Source organism: Rhizobium sp. IY2 (assembly GCF_047532935.1).
Lineage (GTDB): Bacteria > Pseudomonadota > Alphaproteobacteria > Rhizobiales > Rhizobiaceae > Rhizobium > Rhizobium anhuiense.
This window is the reverse complement of the sequence record NZ_JBLKNU010000006.1, coordinates 299,213-321,815: the sequence shown is the minus strand read 5'-3', so window position 1 is coordinate 321,815 and position 22,603 is coordinate 299,213. Positions and strand designations below refer to the sequence as shown.

At 61.1% G+C, this 22,603-nt stretch carries 17 protein-coding genes and 1 tRNA gene; 8 read left to right on the top strand and 10 right to left on the bottom strand.

Features of this window, described 5'->3' with window-relative positions; all coding sequences use genetic code 11:
- Positions 1–96: 96 nt before the first annotated feature.
- From pobA to ACMUVN_RS20845, 7 genes are all read left to right on the top strand, one after another.
- Positions 97–1,269 (top strand): 4-hydroxybenzoate 3-monooxygenase, encoded by a 1,173-nt coding sequence (gene pobA / locus ACMUVN_RS20875; RefSeq protein WP_414815430.1) that lies wholly within the window; start codon positions 97–99, stop codon positions 1,267–1,269.
- 199 nt (positions 1,270–1,468) lie between these two features.
- A complete protein-coding gene (locus ACMUVN_RS20870; RefSeq protein WP_047616560.1) occupies positions 1,469–2,641 on the top strand; it encodes an ABC transporter substrate-binding protein in 1,173 nt (390 codons plus the stop codon).
- A 107-nt stretch (positions 2,642–2,748) separates the two neighbouring features.
- Positions 2,749–3,612: a branched-chain amino acid ABC transporter permease gene (locus ACMUVN_RS20865; protein WP_063475368.1), complete on the top strand. Its 864-nt coding sequence runs from the start codon at positions 2,749–2,751 to the stop codon at positions 3,610–3,612.
- Between the two features lies 1 nt (position 3,613).
- Positions 3,614–4,618 (top strand): branched-chain amino acid ABC transporter permease, encoded by a 1,005-nt coding sequence (locus tag ACMUVN_RS20860; protein WP_097543127.1) that lies wholly within the window; start codon positions 3,614–3,616, stop codon positions 4,616–4,618.
- On the top strand, positions 4,615–5,379 hold the full coding sequence (locus ACMUVN_RS20855; RefSeq protein ID WP_047616555.1) for an ABC transporter ATP-binding protein: 765 nt from the start codon (positions 4,615–4,617) through the stop codon (positions 5,377–5,379). The genes ACMUVN_RS20860 and ACMUVN_RS20855 overlap by 4 nt, the downstream gene beginning before the upstream one ends.
- Positions 5,360–6,076 carry an ABC transporter ATP-binding protein gene (locus ACMUVN_RS20850; protein ID WP_097595158.1) on the top strand — a complete coding sequence of 239 codons (717 nt, stop codon included), beginning with the start codon at positions 5,360–5,362 and terminating at the stop codon, positions 6,074–6,076. The genes ACMUVN_RS20855 and ACMUVN_RS20850 overlap by 20 nt, the downstream gene beginning before the upstream one ends.
- A gap of 374 nt (positions 6,077–6,450) precedes the next feature.
- Positions 6,451–7,284: a VCBS domain-containing protein gene (locus tag ACMUVN_RS20845; RefSeq protein ID WP_047616551.1), complete on the top strand. Its 834-nt coding sequence runs from the start codon at positions 6,451–6,453 to the stop codon at positions 7,282–7,284.
- A 441-nt stretch (positions 7,285–7,725) separates the two neighbouring features.
- Here ACMUVN_RS20845 and ACMUVN_RS20840 read toward each other — a convergent pair.
- The 3 genes from ACMUVN_RS20840 to ACMUVN_RS20830 form a co-directional block, all read right to left on the bottom strand.
- A tRNA-Met gene (locus tag ACMUVN_RS20840) sits at positions 7,726–7,802 on the bottom strand.
- A 135-nt stretch (positions 7,803–7,937) separates the two neighbouring features.
- The gene (gene mnmA / locus ACMUVN_RS20835) at positions 7,938–9,137 is read right to left on the bottom strand and encodes a tRNA 2-thiouridine(34) synthase MnmA (RefSeq protein ID WP_063475365.1); all 1,200 of its coding nucleotides are present in this window, start codon (positions 9,135–9,137) and stop codon (positions 7,938–7,940) included.
- A gap of 460 nt (positions 9,138–9,597) precedes the next feature.
- Positions 9,598–11,682 carry a putative bifunctional diguanylate cyclase/phosphodiesterase gene (locus ACMUVN_RS20830; RefSeq protein ID WP_414815429.1) on the bottom strand — a complete coding sequence of 695 codons (2,085 nt, stop codon included), beginning with the start codon at positions 11,680–11,682 and terminating at the stop codon, positions 9,598–9,600.
- A gap of 213 nt (positions 11,683–11,895) precedes the next feature.
- Here ACMUVN_RS20830 and ACMUVN_RS20825 point away from each other — a divergent pair, with 213 nt between their 5' ends.
- Positions 11,896–12,162, top strand: coding sequence for a hypothetical protein (locus ACMUVN_RS20825; protein WP_097543124.1), 267 nt, complete (start codon positions 11,896–11,898; stop codon positions 12,160–12,162).
- Between the two features lie 96 nt (positions 12,163–12,258).
- On the opposite strand, the gene serA is transcribed toward ACMUVN_RS20825, so the two are convergent.
- The 7 genes from serA to ybgF form a co-directional block, all read right to left on the bottom strand.
- A complete protein-coding gene (gene serA, locus ACMUVN_RS20820; RefSeq protein WP_097543123.1) occupies positions 12,259–13,854 on the bottom strand; it encodes a phosphoglycerate dehydrogenase in 1,596 nt (531 codons plus the stop codon).
- Between the two features lie 87 nt (positions 13,855–13,941).
- The gene (locus tag ACMUVN_RS20815; RefSeq protein WP_047616763.1) at positions 13,942–15,120 is read right to left on the bottom strand and encodes a phosphoserine transaminase; all 1,179 of its coding nucleotides are present in this window, start codon (positions 15,118–15,120) and stop codon (positions 13,942–13,944) included.
- 190 nt (positions 15,121–15,310) lie between these two features.
- Positions 15,311–16,147: an outer membrane protein gene (locus ACMUVN_RS20810; RefSeq protein WP_047616539.1), complete on the bottom strand. Its 837-nt coding sequence runs from the start codon at positions 16,145–16,147 to the stop codon at positions 15,311–15,313.
- Between the two features lie 262 nt (positions 16,148–16,409).
- Complete coding sequence (gene glmM / locus ACMUVN_RS20805; protein ID WP_047616623.1) at positions 16,410–17,762, bottom strand: phosphoglucosamine mutase; 1,353 nt, start codon at positions 17,760–17,762, stop codon at positions 16,410–16,412.
- A 241-nt stretch (positions 17,763–18,003) separates the two neighbouring features.
- Positions 18,004–19,935 (bottom strand): ATP-dependent zinc metalloprotease FtsH, encoded by a 1,932-nt coding sequence (ftsH, locus tag ACMUVN_RS20800; RefSeq protein ID WP_047616537.1) that lies wholly within the window; start codon positions 19,933–19,935, stop codon positions 18,004–18,006.
- Positions 19,936–20,032: 97 nt separating this feature from the next.
- On the bottom strand, positions 20,033–21,454 hold the full coding sequence (gene tilS, locus ACMUVN_RS20795; RefSeq protein ID WP_414815428.1) for a tRNA lysidine(34) synthetase TilS: 1,422 nt from the start codon (positions 21,452–21,454) through the stop codon (positions 20,033–20,035).
- Between the two features lie 11 nt (positions 21,455–21,465).
- Positions 21,466–22,452: a tol-pal system protein YbgF gene (gene ybgF / locus ACMUVN_RS20790; protein WP_063475361.1), complete on the bottom strand. Its 987-nt coding sequence runs from the start codon at positions 22,450–22,452 to the stop codon at positions 21,466–21,468.
- Between the last annotated feature and the right edge of the window lie 151 nt (positions 22,453–22,603).

Here is a 22,603-nt window from a genome sequence, read left to right as displayed (position 1 = left end):
TTCGATTAGTGCAATTTTTAGGCGGAGATGTCCATTGCTGCGGCGAGAGCGGCACGGCAGAATCTGGCAAAACGCAAAAGTGCAGGGAGGAAGCATTTGCGAACCCAGGTCGCCATCATCGGTTCGGGACCGTCCGGCCTGCTGCTCGGTCAGCTTCTCGCGGAAGCCGGTATCGACAATGTCGTTCTCGATCGTGTCAGCAAGGAATATATCCTTGGCCGGGTTCGCGCCGGTGTTCTCGAGGAAGGCACCGTCGGGCTGCTGGACCAGGCCAAAGCGGGTGCGCGGCTGCATGCCGAAGGCCTGCCGCATGACGGTTTCTCACTGGCCTTCGACGGCCGTGACCATCGTATCGACCTGCACGAATTGACCGGCGGCAGGCGTGTCACCGTTTACGGACAGACCGAGGTGACGCGCGATCTCATGGAGCGGCGCGAAACGAGCGGCTCCCTATCGATCTACGATGCCGTCAATGTCACGCCGCATGACTTCGACGGCCATTCTCCCTTCGTCACCTACACCAAGGACGGCGCAACGCAACGCATCGATTGTGATTTCATCGCCGGCTGCGACGGCTTTCACGGCGTTAGCCGCAAGGCCATCCCAGAAAAGGCGATCAGGAGTTTCGAGAAGGTCTACCCTTTCGGCTGGCTGGGCGTCCTGGCCGATGTGGCGCCAGTCAGCCATGAACTGATCTACGCCAACCATCCCAGGGGCTTTGCGCTCTGTTCGATGCGCTCGGCCACGCGCAGCCGCTACTATATCCAATGCGCACTCGACGAGAAGATCGAGGACTGGAGCGACGATCGCTTCTGGGACGAGTTGCGAAGGCGTCTGCCGGTGCATCACGCCGAGGCACTGGTGACCGCGCCGTCCTTCGAGAAATCCATCGCCCCGTTGCGCTCCTTCGTCGCCGAACCGATGCGCTTCGGCCGGCTTTTCCTCGTCGGCGACGCCGCCCATATCGTACCGCCGACCGGCGCCAAGGGGTTGAACCTTGCCGCCAGCGACGTCCACTACCTTTTCTCCGGGCTGATCGAGCATTACCGCGAACGCTCGAATAGCGGCATCGACGCCTATTCGCAGAAGGCGCTCGCCCGGGTGTGGAAGGCCGTACGGTTTTCCTGGTGGATGACGACGATGATGCACCGTTTTCCCGATACCGGTGATTTCGAACAGAAGATCCAGGAGGCGGAGCTCGACTATCTCACCCATTCCCGCGCCGCCTCGACGGTGCTCGCGGAAAACTATGTGGGATTGCCATTCTGACGGGGAGATTGGCGATGGATGCAAGCCACGTTGAACACGGAGCTGGCCGTCCATTGTTTCCGCTCCAGTTCATAACCGTGTGAACATGAATTCCGGGATTTATTTCATTTTACATCACCATTTCGCGTGACAAGCTAACGCTCAATTTTGAGAGGTTGGCGAATACGGCGCGGGAGTGCGCCCAAAAGGGAGAGAGAGAATGAAGAAGCTGTTTCTGGCCGCCGTTGCGGCCATCGCCATGGGCACGAGCGCCTATGCCGACACCATCAAGGTCGGCGTCATCGGCCCGTTCTCCGGTCCGTTCGCGCTGCAGGGCAAGAACTTCAAGGCCGGCATCGACGCCTATATGGCGGTCAACGGCAACAAGGTCGGTAGCGACACGGTCGAAATGGTCTATCGCGACGTGCCGCAGGCCGATCCCGCCCAATCCAAGGCGCTGGCGCAGGAACTGATCGTCAAGGAAAAGGTCCAGTATCTCACAGGCTTCTATTTCACGCCCGATGCCATGGCAGTGACGCCGATCCTGAAGCAGGGCAACGTGCCGATGGTCATCATGAACGCCGCCACCTCGGCGATCGTCACCAAGAGCCCGCTCGTCGTCCGCACCTCCTTCACCACCTGGCAGACCTCGACGCCGATCGCCAAGGTCGCCTTCGACGCCGGCGTCAAAAAGGTGATTTCGGTCGTCAGCGATTACGGCCCCGGTATCGACGCCGAGAATGCCTTCAAGGCGGGGTTCGAAAAGGCCGGCGGTCAGGTGGTCGAGGCAATCCGCATGCCGCTTGCGACCAACGACTTCAGCCCGATCATGCAGCGCATCAAGGATTCCGGCGCGCAGGGCGTCTTCGCCTTCCTGCCATCGGGGCCGACGACGCTCGGCTTCGTCAAGGCGTACAACGACAATGGCCTGAAGGCCGCCGGCATCAAGTTCTTCGCGCCGGGCGATCTGACGCAGGAATCCGACTTGCCGGCGCTGGGCGATGCCGCGCTCGGCATTCAGACGACCTTCCACTACGCGGTGTCGCACGACTCTCCTGAGAACAAGGCTTTCGTCGAGGCGGCTGCCAAAGCGATCGGCAACAAGGCCGAACTCTCCTTCCCCGCGGTCAGCGCCTATGACGGCATGTATGTCATCTACAAGATGATCGAGGCGACGGGCGGCAAGCAGGATGCTGAGAAGGCTGTCGACGCGGTCAAGGGTCTTGCCTGGGTGAGCCCACGCGGCCCGGTTTCGATCGACCCGGAAAGCCGTCACATCACGCAGAACATCTATCTGCGTGAAGTCGTCAAAGCCGATGACGGGACCTATATCAACAAGGAAGTCCAGACCTTCGAGAAACAGGGCGATCCAGGCCTGGCGGCGGCCAAATAACCTACGCCATCCTGATTTGCGACGGGTTTGGCGATTGCCGGGCAGGCTTCCAATCTCCGGAACTGCCCAGGCGCGCCAAGCCCGTCGCATCGAAGCAAGGTAGTTCCATGCAGACAGTCTTCAGCATAGCCGTCGATGCCTTTGCCTACGGCATGGTGCTCTTCGTGATATCGATTGGCCTTTCCGTCACCATGGGGCTGATGCGTGTCGTCAACCTCGCTCACGGCGCCTTCGCGATGATCGGGGGCTATATCGCCTCCTATGTCGCCCGCGACCTCGGCCTTGGTTATGCCGTGGCGGTCCTCGCCGCCGTTGTGATCACCATCATCGTCGCAATCCCGGTCGAGCGTTTCCTCTACCGCCGGATCTATGGCGCGCCCGAGCTGACCCAGGTGCTGATGACGATCGGCCTCACTTTCTGCATCATCGGCATCGCAAACTACCTGATGGGGCCGACGCTGAAGACCATACCGCTGCCCGCTGCGTTGCAAGGATCAGCCGATCTCGGCTTCCGCACCATTCCCGTTCACCGGCTCTTCGTCATCCTCTGTGGCCTGGCCGTTGCACTCGCCCTCTGGTTTGCGATCGACAGGACGAGCTTCGGCGTCAAGCTGCGCGCCTCCGTCGATGATGCGGCGATGGCTGCAGCGCTCGGCGTGCGCACCGAGATCATCTATGCGGTGAGCTTTGCCGTTGCCGTCGGGCTTGCCGCGTTCGGCGGCGTGGTCGGTGCCGAACTCCTGCCGGTCGAACCCTATTACGCGCTGCGCTACATGGTCACCTTCCTGGTCGTCGTCTCCGTCGGCGGCGCGGGTTCCATTCCGGGCGCGCTGATCGCCTGCCTGTTGCTCGGCGCGATCGATACGACCGGGCGGTATCTGATGCCTGAATTCGGCGAATTCTTCTTCTATCTCGCCGTGATCGCGATCATCTGCGTCTTCCCGCGCGGCCTTGCCGGAAGGGCGAAATGAGATGGCACTTGTGATCAACAACGAAAACGGACGTCTCCAGCATCGGCGCGGCACCATCGGCCGGGATCTCGCCGGAATAGCGGTCATGGCAGTCATTGCCGCGATCGGCTATTTCGCCTTCCCCGATAATCTCGCCCTTCTGACCCGGATGATCACGATCGCGCTGCTCGTCCTGTCGCTCGATCTCGTGACCGGTTATTGCGGCGTCGCAACGCTCGGCCATGCAGCACTTTTCGGCTCCGGCGCCTATGCCGCCGGGATCCTGTCGGCACATTACGGCATCAATGATCCGCTGCTGATGATGTTGGCCGGCATAACAGGCGGCGCGGTTGCCGGGCTCCTCTGCGGCGCAATCATCCTGCGTGCGCATGGCTTGCCGCAGCTGGTGCTGTCAATTGCGCTCATCAACCTCTTCCATGAATTCGCCAACAAGGCGTCGTCATGGACAGGCGGCAGCGATGGGCTTTCCGGCATCGCGCCGGATCCGGTCTTCGGCCTCTTCGAATTCGACCTCTACGGACATACCGCCTTCTTCTTCGGAATGGCGCTGCTGCTGATCGTCTTCGTGCTGCTGCGGTTCCTGGTCCGCTCACCCTTCGGCATGCTCTGCCGCGCCATCAAGCAGGACCCGCTGCGCGTTCGCGCCATGGGCGCTTCGCCTAAGGCCGCTCTCATCAGGATGTATGGAATCTCGGGCGCGGTTGCCGGTGTCGGCGGCGCCTTGAATGCGATCTCGACACAGGTCGTCGGCCTGGACAGCCTGTCTTTCACCCAATCTGCCGAAGCGCTTGTCATGCTGGTGCTCGGCGGCACCGGTTCTCTCTTCGGCGCGCTCTCCGGCACTGTCATCTTCATGCTCTTTGAAGATTATGTCTCGGCCGCCAATCCCTTTCATTGGCTGACGATGGTCGGCGCGCTGCTGATCGCCGTCGTGCTCTTTGCGCCGAAAGGCCTCTATGGCACAGCCGCGGCCTTCATTGGACGTCGCACGGAGCAACGCTCATGAGCCCCGTCTTCGAAGTCGCCAATCTCAGGAAAGCCTTCGGCGGCCTTGCCGTCACCAACGATGTATCGCTCGCAATGTCGCCAGGCGATCGCATCGCATTGATCGGCCCGAACGGCGCCGGCAAGACCACCTTTGTCAACCTCGTGACCGGCAATCTGTCGCCCGATTCCGGCGAGGTTCGCCTCGGCGGCGAAAGGGTGACGAAAGTCGATGCGATCGGCAGGGTCAAGCGCGGCCTTGTCCGCTCCTTTCAGGTGACACGGCTTTTCCAGGAGATGACGCCAGCCGAGCATGTGGGGCTTGCCGTCCTCCAACGCGACGGAAAGACCGGCCATATGTTCGGAAATTTCCTGCGAATGCCTGACGTCATGGCGGAAGTCGACGATCTCTTGGGAAAGCTCGGATTGGCTTTGCTGATGCATCGCAAGGTCAGCGAGATCGCCTATGGCCAGCAGCGGCTTCTCGAGATCGCCGTGGCACTGGCGCTGAGACCGAAGGTGCTGCTGCTCGACGAGCCGGCAGCCGGCGTGCCGCAGAGCGATACCGGCCGCATCGAGCAGGCGCTTGCCGATCTGCCCGCCGATCTCGCCGTGCTGATGATTGAACACGACATGGACCTCGTCTTCCGTTTTGCAAAACGCGTCATCGTGCTTGCATCAGGCGCAATCATCTTCGACGGCCTGCCTGAAGACGTCACCAAGGATGCGCGCGTGCGCGAGGCCTATCTCGGGAGCTATGCCAATGCCAGCCATATCGCTTGAGGTCGAAAATCTGTCGGCGGGATATGGGCCGACGAGAGTGCTCGAAGGCATTTCTCTCTCCGTGCCGGCGGGCGCACGGCTGGCCGTGCTCGGCCGCAACGGCATGGGCAAGACCACGTTCTTGGCAACGCTTGCCGGCCAGACCAAGCGCTACGAGGGCAGCATCCGCCTCGGCGGTTCGGATGTCACCACGGCAGCCAGCGCGACACGGGCGCATAAGGGCCTGGGATATGTGCCGCAGACGCGCTGCGTCTTCCCGACGCTGACGGTCGAAGAGAACCTTTTCGTCGGCTTGAAGACGCGGCCGAGGACGGCGCTGGAGGAAGCCTATGCCATGTTCCCGCGTCTGAAGGAGCGCCGCCGCAACCTCGGCAGCCAACTCTCGGGCGGCGAGCAGCAGATGCTCTCGACGGCCCGCACCATTCTCGGCCGCCCCTCCGTCCTGTTGCTCGACGAACCGCTGGAGGGCCTCGCCCCCGTTATCTGCGAGGAATTGATGGCTGCCTTTGCCGAACTCGCCAAGACGGGAGACATGACGATCCTCCTGGTCGAACAGCGTATCCAGAGCGCGCTCGATTTCGCCGATCAGGTCGTCATTCTCGAACGAGGGCGACTGGCCTGGGCGGGAACGCCGGAGCGCCTCACCAGCGATCACGAGGCTGTCGAGAGCCTGCTCGGGGTCGGCGGCCTGCATTGACGCACGGCCGGAGCGGCCGATCAATCCCTCGTCCTGTCTTCACCGTTGCGCCGGACAGACAGAGGAATTCATCCAGTATATCGTCATTATGACGTCATCGTTGGCCTGCCACTATTATACTGCCTGGAACGTCTTGTGCCGGCGAAAATGGTAATCGTCTGAAGAGGCGGGAAATGCTCTGATCGACAAGGCAGCAGCAGCGCGAGACAGGCGTAAAAGCTTGGATCATAGGCAGAATCTGCGTCGATTGTGCCTTTTTTACTTGGAAGCTGGAGCAATAGCCGGTTGATTTATCCGATGCTTCATCGATTTCTGTTGTCAACACACTCGATAAAGTTGCACACTGGAACAGCAGATCAAACGGGGGGATAGAAATGGCAAACCACAAGCCGGTCGCAGGTGACGTGTACCAGCCTATTTTCAACATCGACAACCCGATCGACGGCAACATCCTGGACAACACCAGTTCCACCGATGCCGATGGAGATCGGGTGCGCCTCAACTTCGTGAATGGACAGCGAATTCCGCAACCAGCCGATCCGGATGGACCCGCCACGACGACGACAATCGAGGGAAAATACGGCACGCTGACCGTCTATTCCAACGGCAACTACACGTACGAACTCGATCACTCCAACCCGATCGTGGCCGCGCTCGGCCCAGGAGATCAACTCGCCGACCAGTTCAATTTCAAGATCTCGGATGGCAAAGGCGCCACCGACTTCGGCCTGCTCAATATCGCGGTCGACCTGCCGGAACGCGGCGACGTCTTCGTTAACTTCGAGGATGTCGGCAAACACGACTTCCCTACAGGCTATAAAGGTTTCGATTGGGGCGCCTGGTACGATGGTGACGACGCGACTGTGCGGGAGGAAGCGGATGGCAACCACTATCTGGGAGGAGGCGTGTTCTGGACACCCATCCAAGCCGCCGATGGCGGTGACTTTCAGATCGAGCAATTCAGTGTCGCAAACGGCACATCGGACTATGACAACGTTCTAACGATCGAAGGCAAGTTGAACGGCGATACCGTATTCTTGGTCACGGTCAACGTCACCGCCGACAGCATTCATGACCCGCAAATGATCGATCTCAGCGCCTACGGCCCGATCGACTACCTCATACTCGACACCGAACCCGTGATCACCGAAACGAGCGGCCCGGATTATTATGGTGCGCAATACGACAACTTCCATTTCATCGTTTGACGGATGGGGAAAAGGACATTGTATCGCCGACATCTTTGCATCTTCGCCAAGCGCTCTCTGCTGTCGCTATTTGATACCAATATCTTGCGATAGCTGACCGAGTTGCGTCTTGCTAGCATAGGATCGTGCGAGGAGGCACGGTTATGCTGGGATGGAGGAATTGATGCAGCCAGTCGGGATCAGGTTAGCGGCGGTCATGTTCTCGCTTGCCGTATGGGCTATTATTATCGCTGTCGCATCCCATTTTTGGGCGACGAAGATGCCTGTATTGCTTTTGACGCTTTACAGATAGGTCTGTCCTCGGCGTTGGCGGCTGCAGATCAGGGGCAACTGGTTTTCCCCTCGCCGCGAACGTCTGGCGCTGCTACCAACGTGCTACCACGACCGTCGGAACCGGCTCAAAATCGAGCCGCATAAATCGCTATTTCTGCAATAAGGAGATGGTAGCGGAGGAGGGATTTGAACCCCCGACACAAGGATTATGATTCCTCTGCTCTGACCTACTGAGCTACTCCGCCACTGGTCAACGATACCCGCTCGCGAAGCGATGCCGGTTCGTGGGATGAGCGGCTTATAAGGTGCGCTTCGGCTTTGTGTCAAGCGCATGATCGAGAAAAACGGTGGGCTTTATAGGGCGCCGTTTCCTATAGCTTTCAGGCGGCGACGGGGCCGGCCAAAAGGGCCTTCAGCGAAGCTTCCGCCGACGGTTCGCGCTCGGAGCGCTCGATGAAGCCGCCGCCGAAGACGCGGGCGTTGTCGCCGGGGGCGGAATAAAGCGCGCAGGCCTGGCCGGGCGCGATGCCTGCCTCGCCGACCGTCAGGTCGACATAGGTGCCGGTCGCATCGACATGCAGCACGGCAGGTGCCGGCGCCCTCGTCGAGCGGACTTTGGCGTAGCAGGCAAAGCCGTCGCCGGAAGCGGCTTCCGCAAGCGTCTCGTCGCCCAGCCAGTTGACATCGCGCAGGTAAACGCGGTGCGTTTCGAGAGCCTCTTTCGGCCCGACGATGACGCGGCGCGAACGGGCGTCGAGAAAGACGACATAGAGCGGCTCGCCGGTGGCGATGCCGATGCCGCGGCGCTGACCAATGGTGAAATGCAGGATACCCTCATGGGTCCCGAGCACGCGGCCATCGAGATGGACGATCTCACCGGCCAGCGCCGCATTCGGCTTCAGCTTGGTGATGATGTCGGAATATTTGCCCTGCGGCACGAAGCAGATGTCCTGGCTGTCGGCCTTCTTGGCGACGACGAGGCCCATTTCTTCGGCAAGCCTGCGGGTCTCGGCCTTCGGCAGGCCGCCCAAGGGAAAGCGCAGATAGTCGATCTGTTCCTGCGTCGTGGCGAAGAGGAAATAGCTCTGGTCGCGGTCGGCATCGGCCGGGCGGAACAGCGCGCGGCGGCCGGGATTCTCCGGCGAAGGGTTCGGGCCCGAGCGGATATAGTGGCCGGTCGCCAACGCATCGGCGCCGAGCTCCTTGGCGGTCGCCAGCAGATCGGCGAATTTGACGGTCTGGTTGCAGGACACGCAGGGGATTGGCGTTTCGCCCGCCACATAGCTTTCGGCGAAGGGATTGATTACCGTCTCGCGAAAACGCTTTTCGTAATCGAGCACATAATGCGGGATGCCGAGCGTTTCGCAGACGCGGCGCGCATCGTCGATATCCTGGCCGGCGCAGCAGGAGCCGGCGCGGTGAACGGCGGCGCCATGATCGTAAAGCTGCAGTGTGATGCCGAGCACATCGTAACCCTGCTGTTTGAGAAGGCCGGCGACGACGGATGAATCGACGCCGCCCGACATGGCGACGACGACACGGGTCTCTTCCGGCTTCTTATCAAAATCCAGTGTGTTCAACGATGATGCCAATTCTGCTTGGGTCACGATCCGCCCTTGCGCTGCAATTGCGGCGGATTTGCTGATCTTCGGCGGGATCGGCCGCCGTCTCTCGATGAGGGACCGATATAGAAAGGATTGTCCCTGGACGCAAGGGGCGGGCCTTCGGACGCCCGATAGTTTCGAATTCGCGTGGAAAAGAAGGCGCAGCCAAAGCCGCGCCTCGGAAGCGGGGGGTGCGGCTCAGGTGCCGATCAGCTTGTTGCAGGCGAATGCGATACCCGGATTGACGATGATGGCAGTCACGAGCGCCAGTCCGATCATCGAGAATGAATAGCGTTTCATATACATCCTCCTTCCAGCCCACGAGAATTATGCCGGTTCAGCCGCCGTTCTCAAAATAACGAATGCTTGATGGTCTCAAGCGGCATGCCTGCTCCTCGGACGGCTGACCCAGCTCTCGCGCAAGCACCGCCGATTGTCACCCGCGTGAGGAAGCGGCCTTCAGCGCGCGGCCGTGGATCAGCACCTCTGCCTCGTGCTGCGGCATCGGCCGGCCAAGCAGATAGCCCTGCACCTCGCGGAAACCTTCGGCGCGCAGCTTCTGCAACTGCTCTTCGGTCTCGATCCCCTCGGCCAGCGTCGTTGCGTTGAAACCGGAACCGATACCGACGACGGCGCGCACGATGGCAAGATTGCCGGCATCCGTGTCGATGCCTGAAACGAAGCTGCGATCGAGCTTGATCTTGTCGAAGGGGAAAGCCCTGAGATAGCTCAGCGACGAATAACCCGTACCGAAATCGTCGATGGCGATGCGGATCCCAAGTTCCTTCAGTGCCCGCAGCAGCGGCAGGCTTTGGTCGGCATCGGTCAGGAAGACGGATTCGGTGATTTCGATTTCAAGCCGGTCGGCATTCAGCCCCGTTTCGTTGAGCGCCGCGACTACGGTCGAAAGCAGGCTCGCATGCCGGAACTGGCTGACGGAGAGATTGACGGCGATCCTCAGATGGGCGGGCCAGCCGGCGGCGGCACGACAGGCTTCCCGGATCACCCAGTCGCCGATCGGTACGATGAGGCCGGTCTCCTCGGCGAGCGGAATGAAATCCATCGGCGCCACCAGGCCGCGCTTGGGATGGCGCCAGCGAATCAGCGCCTCGAAGCCGGCGATGCCGTCATTGTCGAGCTGCACGATCGGCTGGTAATGCAGCTCGAATTGGCGCTTCTCCAGCGCCTCCCACAGCTCTGCGGTCATCACATGCCGCCGCTCGGCGGCAAGCCGCATCTCCGTCTCGTAAAAGCGATAGGTCGAGCGCCCGCTCTCCTTGGCGGCATAGAGCGCCAGATCCGCATGGCGCATCAGCACATCCGCGTCGCCGGCATGATCCGGCGCCAAGGCGATGCCGATGCTGCAGGTGGCATGCTCCCGGGAGCCGTCGAGATCGAAGGCATGGCTAAGCGTCTGCAGCAACCGCTGTGCAAAACGCCCGACCCGCTCAGGCTCGCCGAGTTCGAGCACAATGGCGAACTCATCGCCGCCGAGACGGGCGACGAGATCGCCCTCCTCCGCCAATTGCAGCAGACGCTCCGACACCTGGCAAAGCAGAGCGTCGCCGGCGGCATGTCCCTTGCTGTCGTTGATATGCTTGAAATGATCGATGTCGATATAGAGCAGCGCGATCGGGCTCTCTGTGGTCGCTTCGGCCACGCGCTTATCGATATGTTCAGAAAATGCTGCCCGGTTCGGTAAGCCGGTCAGGGCATCATGCATGGCGAGATGGGCAAGCTTTGCCTCGATGGCACGCTCCTCCGTGACATCCTGCGAAATGCCAAGCAGATAGCGTGGCGCATGGCCCTCCGGCGCCGGCAGGACGCGTTTGACGGTGCGCAGGATGCGTTGCGCTCCGTCGGGACGCAGCATCGTCTCTTCGAAGCTGATCGTCCTCTTGGCTTCGAAGGCCCGGCGATCCTGCTCACGGAAAGCGTCTGTCTGGCCGGCGGCAAACAGTGCCCGGTCGGTTCGGCCGGCCACATCCCGCGCCTTCATGCCGACGATGTCGCCGCAGGCCTCGTTGAAGAGAATGTAAAGCCCGTCCGCTTGCATGTCCTTGACGAAGACCCCGACCGGCAGATTGTCGACGATGCTGTCGAGAAGCGAGCGTGTATCGCTCATCTGGCGCCTGGCGGCGTTGACCTCGGTGCGGTCCTGCACGATTGCCAGGATCGCCGCCCGTCCCTCGAAACGCACTTCACGGCCATAGGTCAGCACCTCGAAGGTCTCGCCGTTCGCCTTGAGATGAAGCCAGCGCTCCGCCTTTTCCATGTCGGTACGGCCGTTGACGGCGTCGATCATCCGTTCCCGCTCATGCTGGGGGCGGATATCCAGAACCGTCATGCGCCGGTATTCGTCCGCGCCATAGCCGTAAAGGGCTACCGCCGCTTCGTTGACGCTGAGAAACCGCAGCGATACCGGATCATAGACCCACATCGGCGATGGGTGCGTTGCAAACAATGACCGGAAGTCATCGTTCAGTGCCTCGATCTGCTCGGTCTTCTGCAAAGGGGCCATGGGAATTCACGCGCGGTTGATGCCGATGCCAGGGTATACTGAGAAAAGTTAAATAAAATCAGAATCATACTCGGCCTAAACTTTAGGCTTCCGCCTGTGAAACGAGCAAACGGCGCTCTGCCTCATCTTCAATAAAATAATTTGGATGCCCCGGAACAATTGCGTCGATCATGCGTTCCGGGTCATCGATGTCGCATTGCTGAGGAGGGTTTCATGGGCAGGTTCGGCACGACGACGGATTACAGCAGGATCAGGCATTGGATCGAGGCGCGCGGCGGCCATCCCGCCCGTATCAAGAACGCACCGGATAGCGAAACCGTTCGCGTCGATTTTTCCTCTGAAACGCAGGAAGAGATTTCCTGGGACGAATTCTACGAGGGTCTGGACGGCAGCCGGCTTGCCTTCCTTCACCGCACGAAGGCTGAAGACAATATCGCCCGTTTCGGCAAGATCGTCCGCCGAAAACGCCGGCCGCACTGAGATCCATTCGATTCCGACACAACAAAAACCCGGCGCCGTTTCCCGCGCCGGGTTTTTGTTGTCATTCTTGCCGGATCGAGATCCCGAGGAGGAAACTCAGTCGATGTTGAAAGTGAGCAGCTTTGCCTGGCGGATCGCCTGATGGGCCGTCAGCTGCGCAAGCACGGCGTCGTCAACCTCGCCGTCGACATAGAGCAGCGCAATGGCGTCGCCGCCCTGCTTGTCACGACCGAGCTGGAAGTTGGCGATGTTGACGCCGGCCGTTCCGAGCGTCGTGCCAATGAAGCCGATCATGCCTGGGACGTCGGTATTGGTGATATAGATCATGTGCGAGCCGACATCGGCATCGAGGTTGATGCCCTTGATCTGGATGAAGCGCGGCTTGCCATCCGAAAACACCGTGCCGGCGACCGAGCGCGTCATGCTTTCGGTCGTCACCGTCAGCTTGATGTAACCGTCGAATACACCCGTCTTGTCGCGCTTGACCTCGGACAGCACGACACCCTTTTCCTTGACCATGATCGGCGCCGAAACCATGTTGACGTCGGCGACCTGCGGCCGGATGAGGCCGGCGAGCACGGCACTCGTCAGCGCCCGCGTGTTCATGTTGGCGGTGATGCCGTCATAAAGGATTTCGATTTCCTTGATCGGCTCTTCGGTGACCTGGCCGACAAAGGCGCCGAGAACGTCGGCAAGGCGGATGAAGGGCTTCAGGATCGGCGCTTCCTCAGCCGTGATCGACGGCATGTTGATGGCGTTGGAGACCGCACCATTGACGAGGTAATCGGCCATCTGTTCGGCCACCTGCAGAGCGACGTTCTCCTGCGCTTCGGTCGTTGAGGCGCCGAGATGCGGCGTGCAGACGACGTTCGGCAGGCCGAAGAGCGGACTTTCCTTGGCGGGCTCGACCTCGAACACGTCGAAGGCGGCACCCGCGACATGGCCCGACTTGATCGCTTCGGCAAGCGCTGCCTCATCGACCAGGCCGCCGCGGGCGCAGTTGATGATGCGCACGCCGGGCTTGGTCTTTGCCAGTGCTTCCTTGTTGAGGATGCCGCGCGTCTTGTCGGTCATCGGCACATGCAGCGTGATGAAATCGGCGCGGGCGAAAAGCTCTTCCAGCTCGACCTTGGTGACGCCCATCTCCTCGGCGCGCTCCTTGGAAAGGAACGGGTCGTAGGCGACGACGTGCATCTTCAGGCCGATGGCGCGCGCGCAGACGATCGAGCCGATATTGCCGGCGCCGATGACGCCGAGCGTCTTGCCGGTGATCTCGACACCCATGAACTTCGACTTCTCCCACTTGCCGGCCTGCGTCGAGGTATCGGCGGCCGGAAGCTGGCGGGCGACGGCGAACATCAGCGCAATCGCGTGTTCGGCTGTCGTGATCGAGTTGCCGAAGGGCGTGTTCATGACGATGATGCCGCGGCGCGAGGCGGCCGGGATATCGACATTGTCGACGCCGATACCGGCGCGGCCGACCACCTTGAGGTTTTTCGCCCCTTCGATGATCTTTTCCGTCACCTTGGTGGCGGAGCGGATAGCCAGGCCATCATAATTGCCGATGACTTCGAGCAGACGGTCCTTGTCCTTGCCGAGCTGCGGTTCGAAATCGACTTCGACGCCGCGGTCGCGAAAGATCTGGACAGCGGTTTCCGACAATTCGTCGGATACGAGAACGCGAGGTGCCATGAGGGCCTCCTTCAAAAGTGTTCAGCGATGAATGAAATCAGAAATGCTGGGCTCCGCCGCCTTGTGGCGGAGCCGGATGCGATCACCTCAGGCGGCGGCCTGAGCGAGCTGTGCCTTCTGGGTTTCGAAGGCCCAGGAAAGCCATGGCATGAGCTTCTGCATGTCGGATGCCTCGATCGTGGCGCCGGCCCAGATGCGCAGGCCGGACGGCGCGTCGCGGTAATGGCCGACATCGTAAGCGACGCCTTCCTTTTCCAGGAGGCCGACCAGACCCTTGGCGAAATTCGCCTGGCCGTCGTCATCGAGGGCTGCGATGTCCTTGTCGACGATCTTCAGGCAGACGGAGGTGTTGGAGGCGGTTTCCGCCTTGACGGCGAGATTGGCGATCCAGTCGTTTGCCGCGACGAAATCGTGGATGACCTTGGCATTGGCATCGGCGCGCGCAATCAGCGCCTTGAGGCCGCCGAGACCCTTGGCCCAGACGAGCGCATCGATATAGTCCTCGACGCAGAGCATCGACGGCGTGTTGATCGTCTCGCCCTGGAAGATGCCTTCCGTCAGCTTGCCGCCCGAGGTCATGCGGAAGATCTTCGGCAGCGGCCAGGCCGGCGTGTAGGTGACGAGGCGCTCGACTGCGCGCGGCGAAAGAATGATGACGCCGTGTGCGCCCTCGCCGCCCAGAACCTTCTGCCAGGAGAAGGTGACGACGTCGAGCTTGGCGAAATCGAGTTCCTGGGCGAAAGCCGCCGAGGTGGCGTCGCAGATCGTCAGGCCCTTGCGGTCGGCAGGAATGAAATCGGCGTTCGGCACGCGCACGCCCGAGGTGGTGCCGTTCCAGGTGAAGACCACGTCGCGGTCGAAATCGACGGTCGCGAGATCGGGAAGCTCGCCGTAACCGGCTTCGAGCTTGCGCACGTCCTTGAGCTTCAACTGCTTGACGACATCGGTGACCCAGCCGGCGCCGAAGCTTTCCCAGGCGAGCATATCGACGCCGCGTTCGCCGAGCAGCGACCAGAGCGCCATTTCGACGGCGCCGGTATCGGAAGCCGGGACGATGCCGATGCGGTAATCTGCCGGCACTTCGAGAATTTCACGGGTAAGGTCGATGGCCTGCTTCAGCTTGGTCTTGCCGACCTTCGCGCGGTGCGAACGGCCAAGGGCCGCGTCGGAAAGGGCTTCGAGCGACCAACCGGGACGCTTCGAGCAAGGGCCAGAAGAAAAATGAGTATTGTGCGGACGGATGTCCGGCTTTGCGGTCTTCGCCATGATGCTATCCTCTCAGATAGAAAGCCCTTCGTTGGGGAAGGGTGTCCCGCCGCCGTGTGTATGGATCGGACGCGTCATAGTCAAGATGGAAGTGTCGCAGAGAGAGGATATTTTGACGCAGGAGAGGTGGCGAAAATGAAAAAGCCGCCCGGAGCGAGGGCGGCTTTCTGATCTGGTGGCTGGACCAGACTTATTTGTAGACCGGCTGCTGCAGCGGAATTTCCGGCGGCGGCTCATAGCTCGCCTGGGCGCATCCGCCGAAGAGATAACGGGCGCCGACGCGGGCTTCATGGGCGCTGAGGCCCTTGTCACGGCCCGGGCCGCCATTGTCCGAATAGCCGAACATGTTGCCGCCGTCGATATGCAGGTAACGGTAACCGACATCGGCCTTGATGTTGCAGGTGACGTCGATCGAGGCGCCGGCCATGAGCGCGTAGGTGAAGCGCCAGTTGCCCTTGCCGCCATGGGTGACCTCGTCGTCGCAGAAGCTGCCGTCATCGGCGCAGGCAACGTTGCGCAGGTTCTTCCACTTGACGTAGGAACCGCCGATACCGGCGCCGACATAAGGCGTGACATAGCCGTAGGTGCCGAGATCAACGTAAGCGTTGGCGAGCAATGTGTAGGCGGTTAGCGAGGAGCGGTCGCTCGAGGTGCAATCCACCAGCGGGAAGCCGCACTGTCCGACCGTCGAACCGTGGAAATCCGCCTGCGTGAGATAGTCGAAGGTCAGGTCGGTGCGCAGATAGCTGTTGATCTGATAACCGACACCACCGCCGACCGTCCATGCGTCGTCGAGGTCGGCACGGTCGAAATCGACCTCCGTCGCATTGCTGCCCTGAAAATAGCGGGCGCCACGCAGATCGGTGAAGGCATAACCGACATCGCCGCGCAAGTACCAGCCCGTCGCTTCGCTGACCGCCACCTCGGGCGGCTGCTCCGGGATCGGCTCGGCAGGGGCGAGGTCCGCGGAATAGGCGTTTGTCGCGATCAACAATGCGGCGAAGATGCCGGACAAGCTTCTTTTCATGGATCCCACTCCAAAATCCCGTTGCGTCGGCAGGCTCAGTCGCTGCCAATCTGATACGCTTCGGATGGATAATGAATGGGAAACGTTAAAAGCTGCTTAACCACGATCATTTACCTAGATGCCGAGGCATTCGCGGCCCGAGCATAGATCAGTTTGGATCGTGGGGAGCGGCTTGGCAGTAATCGGCTCACGATAGCGGGCATGCATAACGAAAAAGCCGGCGCTGATGCACCGGCTTTTTCGTTATTCTTTCCTCATTGGATCAGGCGGCGGTCCGGACGTTCGAGATCGTGCCGATCAGCTCGTTGACGATGCGTTCGATCTGGGCACGGTCGTCGCCTTCGGCCATGACACGGATCAACGGCTCAGTGCCCGAGGGGCGGATGACGAGCCGGCCGTTCCTGGCGAGTTCGGCTTCGGCATCGGCGATCGCCTTTTGCACCTGGATATCTTCCAGCGGCTTGCCACCGCTGATGCGGACATTGCGCAGGAGCTGCGGCACCGGCTCGAAACGGCGGCAGACTTCGCTGACGGTCCGGCCGGTGCGCTTGACCGCGGCCAGGATCTGCAGAGCAGCGACGAGACCGTCGCCGGTCGTGCCGTAATCCGACAGCACGATATGACCGGACTGCTCGCCGCCGACATTGTAATTATTCTGGCGCATATGCTCGACGACATAGCGGTCGCCGACTTTCGTGCGGGCAAGCGCCATGCCGCGGTCGTCGAGGAAGCGCTCGAGGCCGAGGTTGGACATCACGGTGGCGACGATGCCATTGCCGCGCAACTGCTGGCTCTCGGCCCAGCTCTCGGCGATGACCGCCATGAGCTGATCGCCGTCGACGATCGAACCGTTTTCGTCGATGATGATGACGCGATCCGCATCGCCGTCGAGGGCGATACCGATATCGGCACGAACCTCGTCCACCTTCTTCTGCAGCGCGACGGGGCTGGTGGAGCCGCAATTGAGATTGATATTGGTGCCGTTCGGCTCGTTGCCGATGGTGACGACGTCAGCACCGAGCTCCCAGAGCACGGCGGGCGCCACCTTATAGGCGGCGCCATTGGCGCAGTCGATCGCAATCCTCAGGCCCTGCAGCGTCACATCACGCGGCAAGGTGCGCTTGGCATGTTCGATATAGCGGTCATGCACGCCGTCGACGCGCTTGGCGCGGCCGATATCGTCGGATTTGGCGAGCTGCGCGTTCAGGTCCTTTTCGAGCAGATCCTCGATCTCGGCCTCGATATCGTCGGAAAGCTTATAACCATCGGGGCCAAAGAGCTTGATGCCGTTATCCTCGTACGGATTGTGCGAGGCCGAAATCATCACACCGATATCGCAGCGCAGCGAGCGCGTCAGCATGGCGACGGCAGGCGTCGGGATCGGGCCGAGAATAAAGGCATCGAGGCCTGCGGCGGTAAAGCCTGCGACCATGGCATTCTCAAGCATATAGCCGGAAAGGCGCGTATCCTTGCCGATGACGACTCGGTGGCGGTGGTTGCCGCGGCGGAAGATCGTGCCGGCGGCGATGCCGACCCGCATGGCGAGATCCGGCGTCATCGGGAAGACGTTGGATTGGCCGCGAATGCCATCCGTACCGAAATAGCGTCTTTTCATCTGCACTCCTGTGCTCTCGGCGCGCCATTCAAGGCAGCGCATTCTTCCAAGCGAATCCGGCTTCAGTGAGATCTCGTCAATTCACGAGCGTGATTCATGCTTGCCTCAATTCAGCGGAATGCCACAAAATGCGGCGATCGGCACGTAAATTAGCAAGAAAAATGATTATATCCCGTTACCAATAGAAAAGGCCGGATCTCCCACTTCGGAAATCCGGCCTTGTTCGAGTTGGTCGACGCAGTTAATGCGGCTGCGGTTCGAGACCGCCTTCCGGCTCGTCACCCTTGGTGGCGGGCCGAGCGCCGGCCTTCGGAACGGCCGAGCCGCGGCTTGGCGGCGAATCATCGCCGAGATCGCGGGAAGGCTTCTCGCCGCGGATCAACGCCTTTATCTCTTCGCCGGTCAGGGTCTCGTATTCGAGCAGACCTTCAGCAAGGGCGACGAATTCGTCGTGCTTTTCCGTCAGGATCGTGCGGGCCTGCGTATAGGCTTCGTCGATCAGGCGGCGCACTTCATTGTCGATCTTCTGCGCGGTTGCTTCCGAAACATTCTTCGACTGCGAAACCGAGTGGCCGAGGAAGACTTCCTGCTGGTTCTCGCCATAGGCGACCTGACCGAGCTGATCGGAGAAGCCCCACTGCGTGACCATGGCGCGGGCAAGCTTGGTCGCCTGTTCGATGTCGGAGGAGGCACCTGAGGTGATGTTCTCCTTGCCGAAGGTGAGCTCCTCGGCGACGCGGCCGCCCATCATGATGCAGAGGCGCGAAACCATCCACTTGTAGCTCATCGAGTAGCGATCGCCCTCGGGAAGCTGCATGACCATGCCGAGCGCACGGCCGCGCGGAATGATCGTCGCCTTGTGCAGCGGATCGGCGACGGCGACATTGAGCGCGGTAATGGCGTGTCCAGCCTCATGGTAAGCGGTGAGCTTCTTTTCCGCCTCGGTCATCGCCGAAGAACGGCGCTCGGCGCCCATCATGATCTTGTCCTTGGCGTCTTCGAATTCCTGCATGGTGACGACGCGCTTGTTGCGGCGGGCGGCCATGAGGGCGGCTTCGTTGACCAGGTTCATCAGGTCGGCGCCGGAGAAACCGGGCGTGCCGCGGGCGAGAACCTTGAGATCGACATTCGGCGCCAGCGGAACGTTGCGGGCATGCACCTTGAGGATACGCTCGCGGCCGACGATGTCGGGGTTCGGCACCACGACCTGACGGTCGAAACGGCCGGGACGCAGCAGCGCCGGATCGAGAACGTCGGGACGGTTGGTGGCAGCGATCAGGATCACGCCCTCATTCGCCTCGAAGCCATCCATCTCAACCAGCAACTGGTTCAGCGTCTGCTCGCGTTCATCGTTGCCGCCGCCGAGACCGGCGCCGCGATGGCGGCCGACGGCATCGATTTCGTCGATGAAGATGATGCAGGGAGCATTCTTCTTGGCCTGCTCGAACATATCGCGCACGCGGCTTGCACCGACGCCGACGAACATTTCGACGAAGTCGGAGCCCGAAATGGTGAAGAAGGGCACGTTGGCTTCGCCGGCGACCGAGCGGGCGAGCAGTGTCTTGCCGGTACCCGGAGGGCCGACGAGCAGCACGCCGCGCGGAATCTTGCCGCCGAGACGCTGGAATTTCTGCGGATCACGCAGGAATTCGACGATTTCCTCGAGATCCTGCTTGGCCTCGTCGACACCGGCGACGTCTTCGAAAGTCACGCGGCCATGCGCTTCGGTCAAAAGCTTGGCCTTGGACTTGCCAAAGCCCATCGCGCCGCGCGAGCCGCCCTGCATCTGCCGCATGAAGAACAGCCAGACGCCGAGAATCAGAAGCATCGGCAAAAGCGTGCCGAGATAGCTGAGGAAACCCGAAGAGCCGTCAGTTTCAGGACGGGCGGAAACCAGGACGTTCTTCGACTGCAGGCGATCGAGCAGACTGTCGTCGATCACAGGCGAATAGGTCTGGAAGGTGGTGCCATTTTCAACATAGCTTCCGGAGACACGGTTGCCCGTGACCACGACTTCCTTCACGCGGCCCGCATCGACCTCACGCAGAAACTGCGAATAAGGGATTTCGCGGGAGCCCGTCTGCGCCGGCGCCGTCTGAAACATACTGAAAAGGGCGATCAGCAGAAGCGCGATGATCGCCCACAAGGCGAAATTACGTAAGTTAGGGTTCATTGAACTCCCCAGCACTGGAACAGCCGCCTCATGGCGACCGTCTTATTCGTTTCTAACATAGGGTTGCGCCGTGCCGTTGCCAAGGCGACGCCCCATGTCAGATGGTTTTTCCGTCAATACTTCTTAAAGGCAGCCTCGCATAGGGCGCCGTCGCGAAAACCGCCGAAAGCCTGTTGGCAAAGATGAAATCAAATCGTGTCAAAAAGCGGTCGAACGGCGCGGAATAAGGCGTGAGGCGCACCCGGCCGGCCAAATCGTCGGAAAAAACAGTGCCAGCCATTGGCAAAACGACCGGCAACGCAGCAGTTGCGCGCTTCAATGCCGCTTTTGGCAGGGTATCGTCCCTTCTCGCCGCATTGCTGTGCTCGTAGCAGGAACCCGATCGGCGGGACTCTGTGGTCGCGGAACACTCATCTTCACGCTTTGGTGATCCAGCCGCACCCGGTCCTGCATTCATCCCGGCCGCCTCGATCCTGACGCCGAACGGGGAATTGTTCACAACCTCGAAACGTCCATCCCAGACGCTGCGCTCACCCGGCTGCAATGACAGCGGGAGGATGCCGCGGCTTTCGCGGGCGAGATAGAGCCCGCTACGTCTGAGATCGAACACCACCCTGCCCGCCGTCATCCGCCCTGCCTTGGCCGCTGCGATAAAGGCGAGAATGCCGTCCATCTGCTTGCCGCCCGGTGGAAAATCCCGGCCGCCGAAAACGGCGGCAAGACGGCCAAGCGCGTAATTCAATACAGGTGCTTCGGCCCTCAGGCCGTCGGGAGAGATATGACCAAGCACACCGCCATGCAGCCGGAAATGCAGATCGAGCCAAGCGGCTGCATCTGCCGCGAGCAAAAGACGTTGCCCTTCGGTCTCCGCCCCTGCCTTGGAAGCCACCTCCTCCGCGAGCCGCTGGCGCATGCGCACCCGCTCATAGGTCACATCCTCGTTGCTCGGATCGTCGAGCCAGGAAATCCCACCTGTCTTCAGATAAGCGCGGATATCTGCCCGCCGACTGCCGAGCAGCGGCCGCATGATCCAGATATGACGGTCGAACAGCACCGCATCGGCGATGCCGGTCGAAACCTGTTCGGAGCGCAGACCCCGCATGGCAAGCGTTTCGCGCTGGTCGTCGAAGGTATGGCCGGTGACGATGACATCGGCTTTGAAATTTTTGGCGGCGGCGGCCAGCAGGTCATAACGAGCCTCGCGGGCCGCAGCCATGATACCGGTTTTCGGCTTGTCGCCCTGCCAGATCAGGATGGTGTGGGGAATGCCGAGCGATGCGCACAGCGCTGCGACCTCGCGCGCCTCGTCTGCGGAGCCGGAGCGCAGCGCATGATCGACGGTCGCGGCGCAAAGGGAAATCTTGAGATCGGGCGCGACCTTTACGGCTTCATCGAGAAGAAAAAGCAGGCCGGTGGAATCGCTGCCGCCCGAGATCGCGACAAGGATGCGCGCGGGGCTTTGAAGCGAGGTGAGAAACTGGAGGATCGCCTGTTGCGGCGATGAGGCTTCCGGAGACATGCCGGAAGACCTTAGCAGGCGAGGCGCTTCTGTTCGCTCGCAACCTTGCTTATGACCGCACGCGAGGCCTTGGGATAACGCTTCGAGACTTCGCGCAGTGTGGCGCATGCCGTCTCGGTATTGTCGAGGGCGGCGAGCGACATGCCGAGCTTCAACAGCATTTCCGGCGCCTTTTCGGATGTGCCGTATTTCTGGTGCGCATTGAGGAAAGTCTTGGCCGCCTCATTGTACTTGCCCTGCGAATAGAGCGCTTCGCCGAGCCAGAAATTGGCGTCCGCCGCCCGCGCGCTGCTTGGGTAGCGGGTGATGTACTGCGTGAATTCCTGCTCGGCCGTGCTGTAATCGCCCGATAACACGTGGCCATAGGCCGCCTTGTACTGATCGGCCTCGCTGCCGAGCGAGGCGGTCTGCTGCGGCGTCCCGGGATTGGCATCGGGAATCGGGCCGGAGCCGATGGTGGCATTTTCATCCACGCTTCCGCCGATCGGATTGCCGTTCTGATCGAACTCGATCGAGCCGAGCTCCTTCGGTGGCTGGCCGAGGCCGGTATTGGCGGGTACGTTGGTGGAGGGAGCCGTTTCGGCTCCCTGCGGTGCTTGAATCACCCTGGCGATGTCGTCGCCGCCGGAAGCAGCCGGCGCGACATCGGTCTCACTCTTCTTGACCGGAGCCTTGGCGGCACCGCCGCCGCCCGTCTTTTCCAGCTGCTGGAAGCGGAATTCATTGTCTTCCTGCTGCTTGCGGATCGTCTCCTGCATCTGCAGAAGCTGAAAGCTCATCTCTTCGATCCGGCCGTTCAGCTGCCGCAGTTGCTCTTCGAGCTGCTGCACACGGACCTCCGCGTCGCCGCTCTGCACCTTGACAACAGGTGGCGCCGCCTGGTTTTCCGCGGATCGGCCGCCAAGATGCAGCCCGAAAAACGAAGCGGAATAGGCCGCTCGTTCGCTCCCGGTCACAGCCGCGAGGCACAGCATGCCTGCCACGACAAGTTTCTTCATATGTATCGTCCTGTCCCAGTGATTCTTCGCACCTCGATGGCACGAACAGGAGATTTTTCCAATTGCTTTCAAAAAGCAACGGAGTCTGGCCAAAGTGTGGTCAAAAAGAAAAGGCGGCCCCTGATGGGACCGCCCGTCGAAAAAGCGAATG

Excerpts from the sequence above, each read along its gene's own strand:
- ACMUVN_RS20870 (WP_047616560.1), top strand. The coding sequence starts at position 1,469 with ATGAAGAAGCTGTTTCTGGCCGCCGTTGCGGCCATCGCCATGGGCACG.
- ybgF (WP_063475361.1), bottom strand. The coding sequence starts at position 22,452 with ATGAAGAAACTTGTCGTGGCAGGCATGCTGTGCCTCGCGGCTGTGACC.
- ACMUVN_RS20855 (WP_047616555.1), top strand. The coding sequence starts at position 4,615 with ATGAGCCCCGTCTTCGAAGTCGCCAATCTCAGGAAAGCCTTCGGCGGC.
- serA (WP_097543123.1), bottom strand. The coding sequence starts at position 13,854 with ATGGCACCTCGCGTTCTCGTATCCGACGAATTGTCGGAAACCGCTGTC.
- ACMUVN_RS20815 (WP_047616763.1), bottom strand. The coding sequence starts at position 15,120 with ATGGCGAAGACCGCAAAGCCGGACATCCGTCCGCACAATACTCATTTT.
- ACMUVN_RS20810 (WP_047616539.1), bottom strand. The coding sequence starts at position 16,147 with ATGAAAAGAAGCTTGTCCGGCATCTTCGCCGCATTGTTGATCGCGACA.
- ACMUVN_RS20865 (WP_063475368.1), top strand. The coding sequence starts at position 2,749 with ATGCAGACAGTCTTCAGCATAGCCGTCGATGCCTTTGCCTACGGCATG.
- ACMUVN_RS20845 (WP_047616551.1), top strand. The coding sequence starts at position 6,451 with ATGGCAAACCACAAGCCGGTCGCAGGTGACGTGTACCAGCCTATTTTC.
- glmM (WP_047616623.1), bottom strand. The coding sequence starts at position 17,762 with ATGAAAAGACGCTATTTCGGTACGGATGGCATTCGCGGCCAATCCAAC.
- ACMUVN_RS20825 (WP_097543124.1), top strand. The coding sequence starts at position 11,896 with ATGGGCAGGTTCGGCACGACGACGGATTACAGCAGGATCAGGCATTGG.
- ACMUVN_RS20850 (WP_097595158.1), top strand. The coding sequence starts at position 5,360 with ATGCCAGCCATATCGCTTGAGGTCGAAAATCTGTCGGCGGGATATGGG.
- tilS (WP_414815428.1), bottom strand. The coding sequence starts at position 21,454 with ATGTCTCCGGAAGCCTCATCGCCGCAACAGGCGATCCTCCAGTTTCTC.
- ftsH (WP_047616537.1), bottom strand. The coding sequence starts at position 19,935 with ATGAACCCTAACTTACGTAATTTCGCCTTGTGGGCGATCATCGCGCTT.
- ACMUVN_RS20830 (WP_414815429.1), bottom strand. The coding sequence starts at position 11,682 with ATGGCCCCTTTGCAGAAGACCGAGCAGATCGAGGCACTGAACGATGAC.
- ACMUVN_RS20860 (WP_097543127.1), top strand. The coding sequence starts at position 3,614 with ATGGCACTTGTGATCAACAACGAAAACGGACGTCTCCAGCATCGGCGC.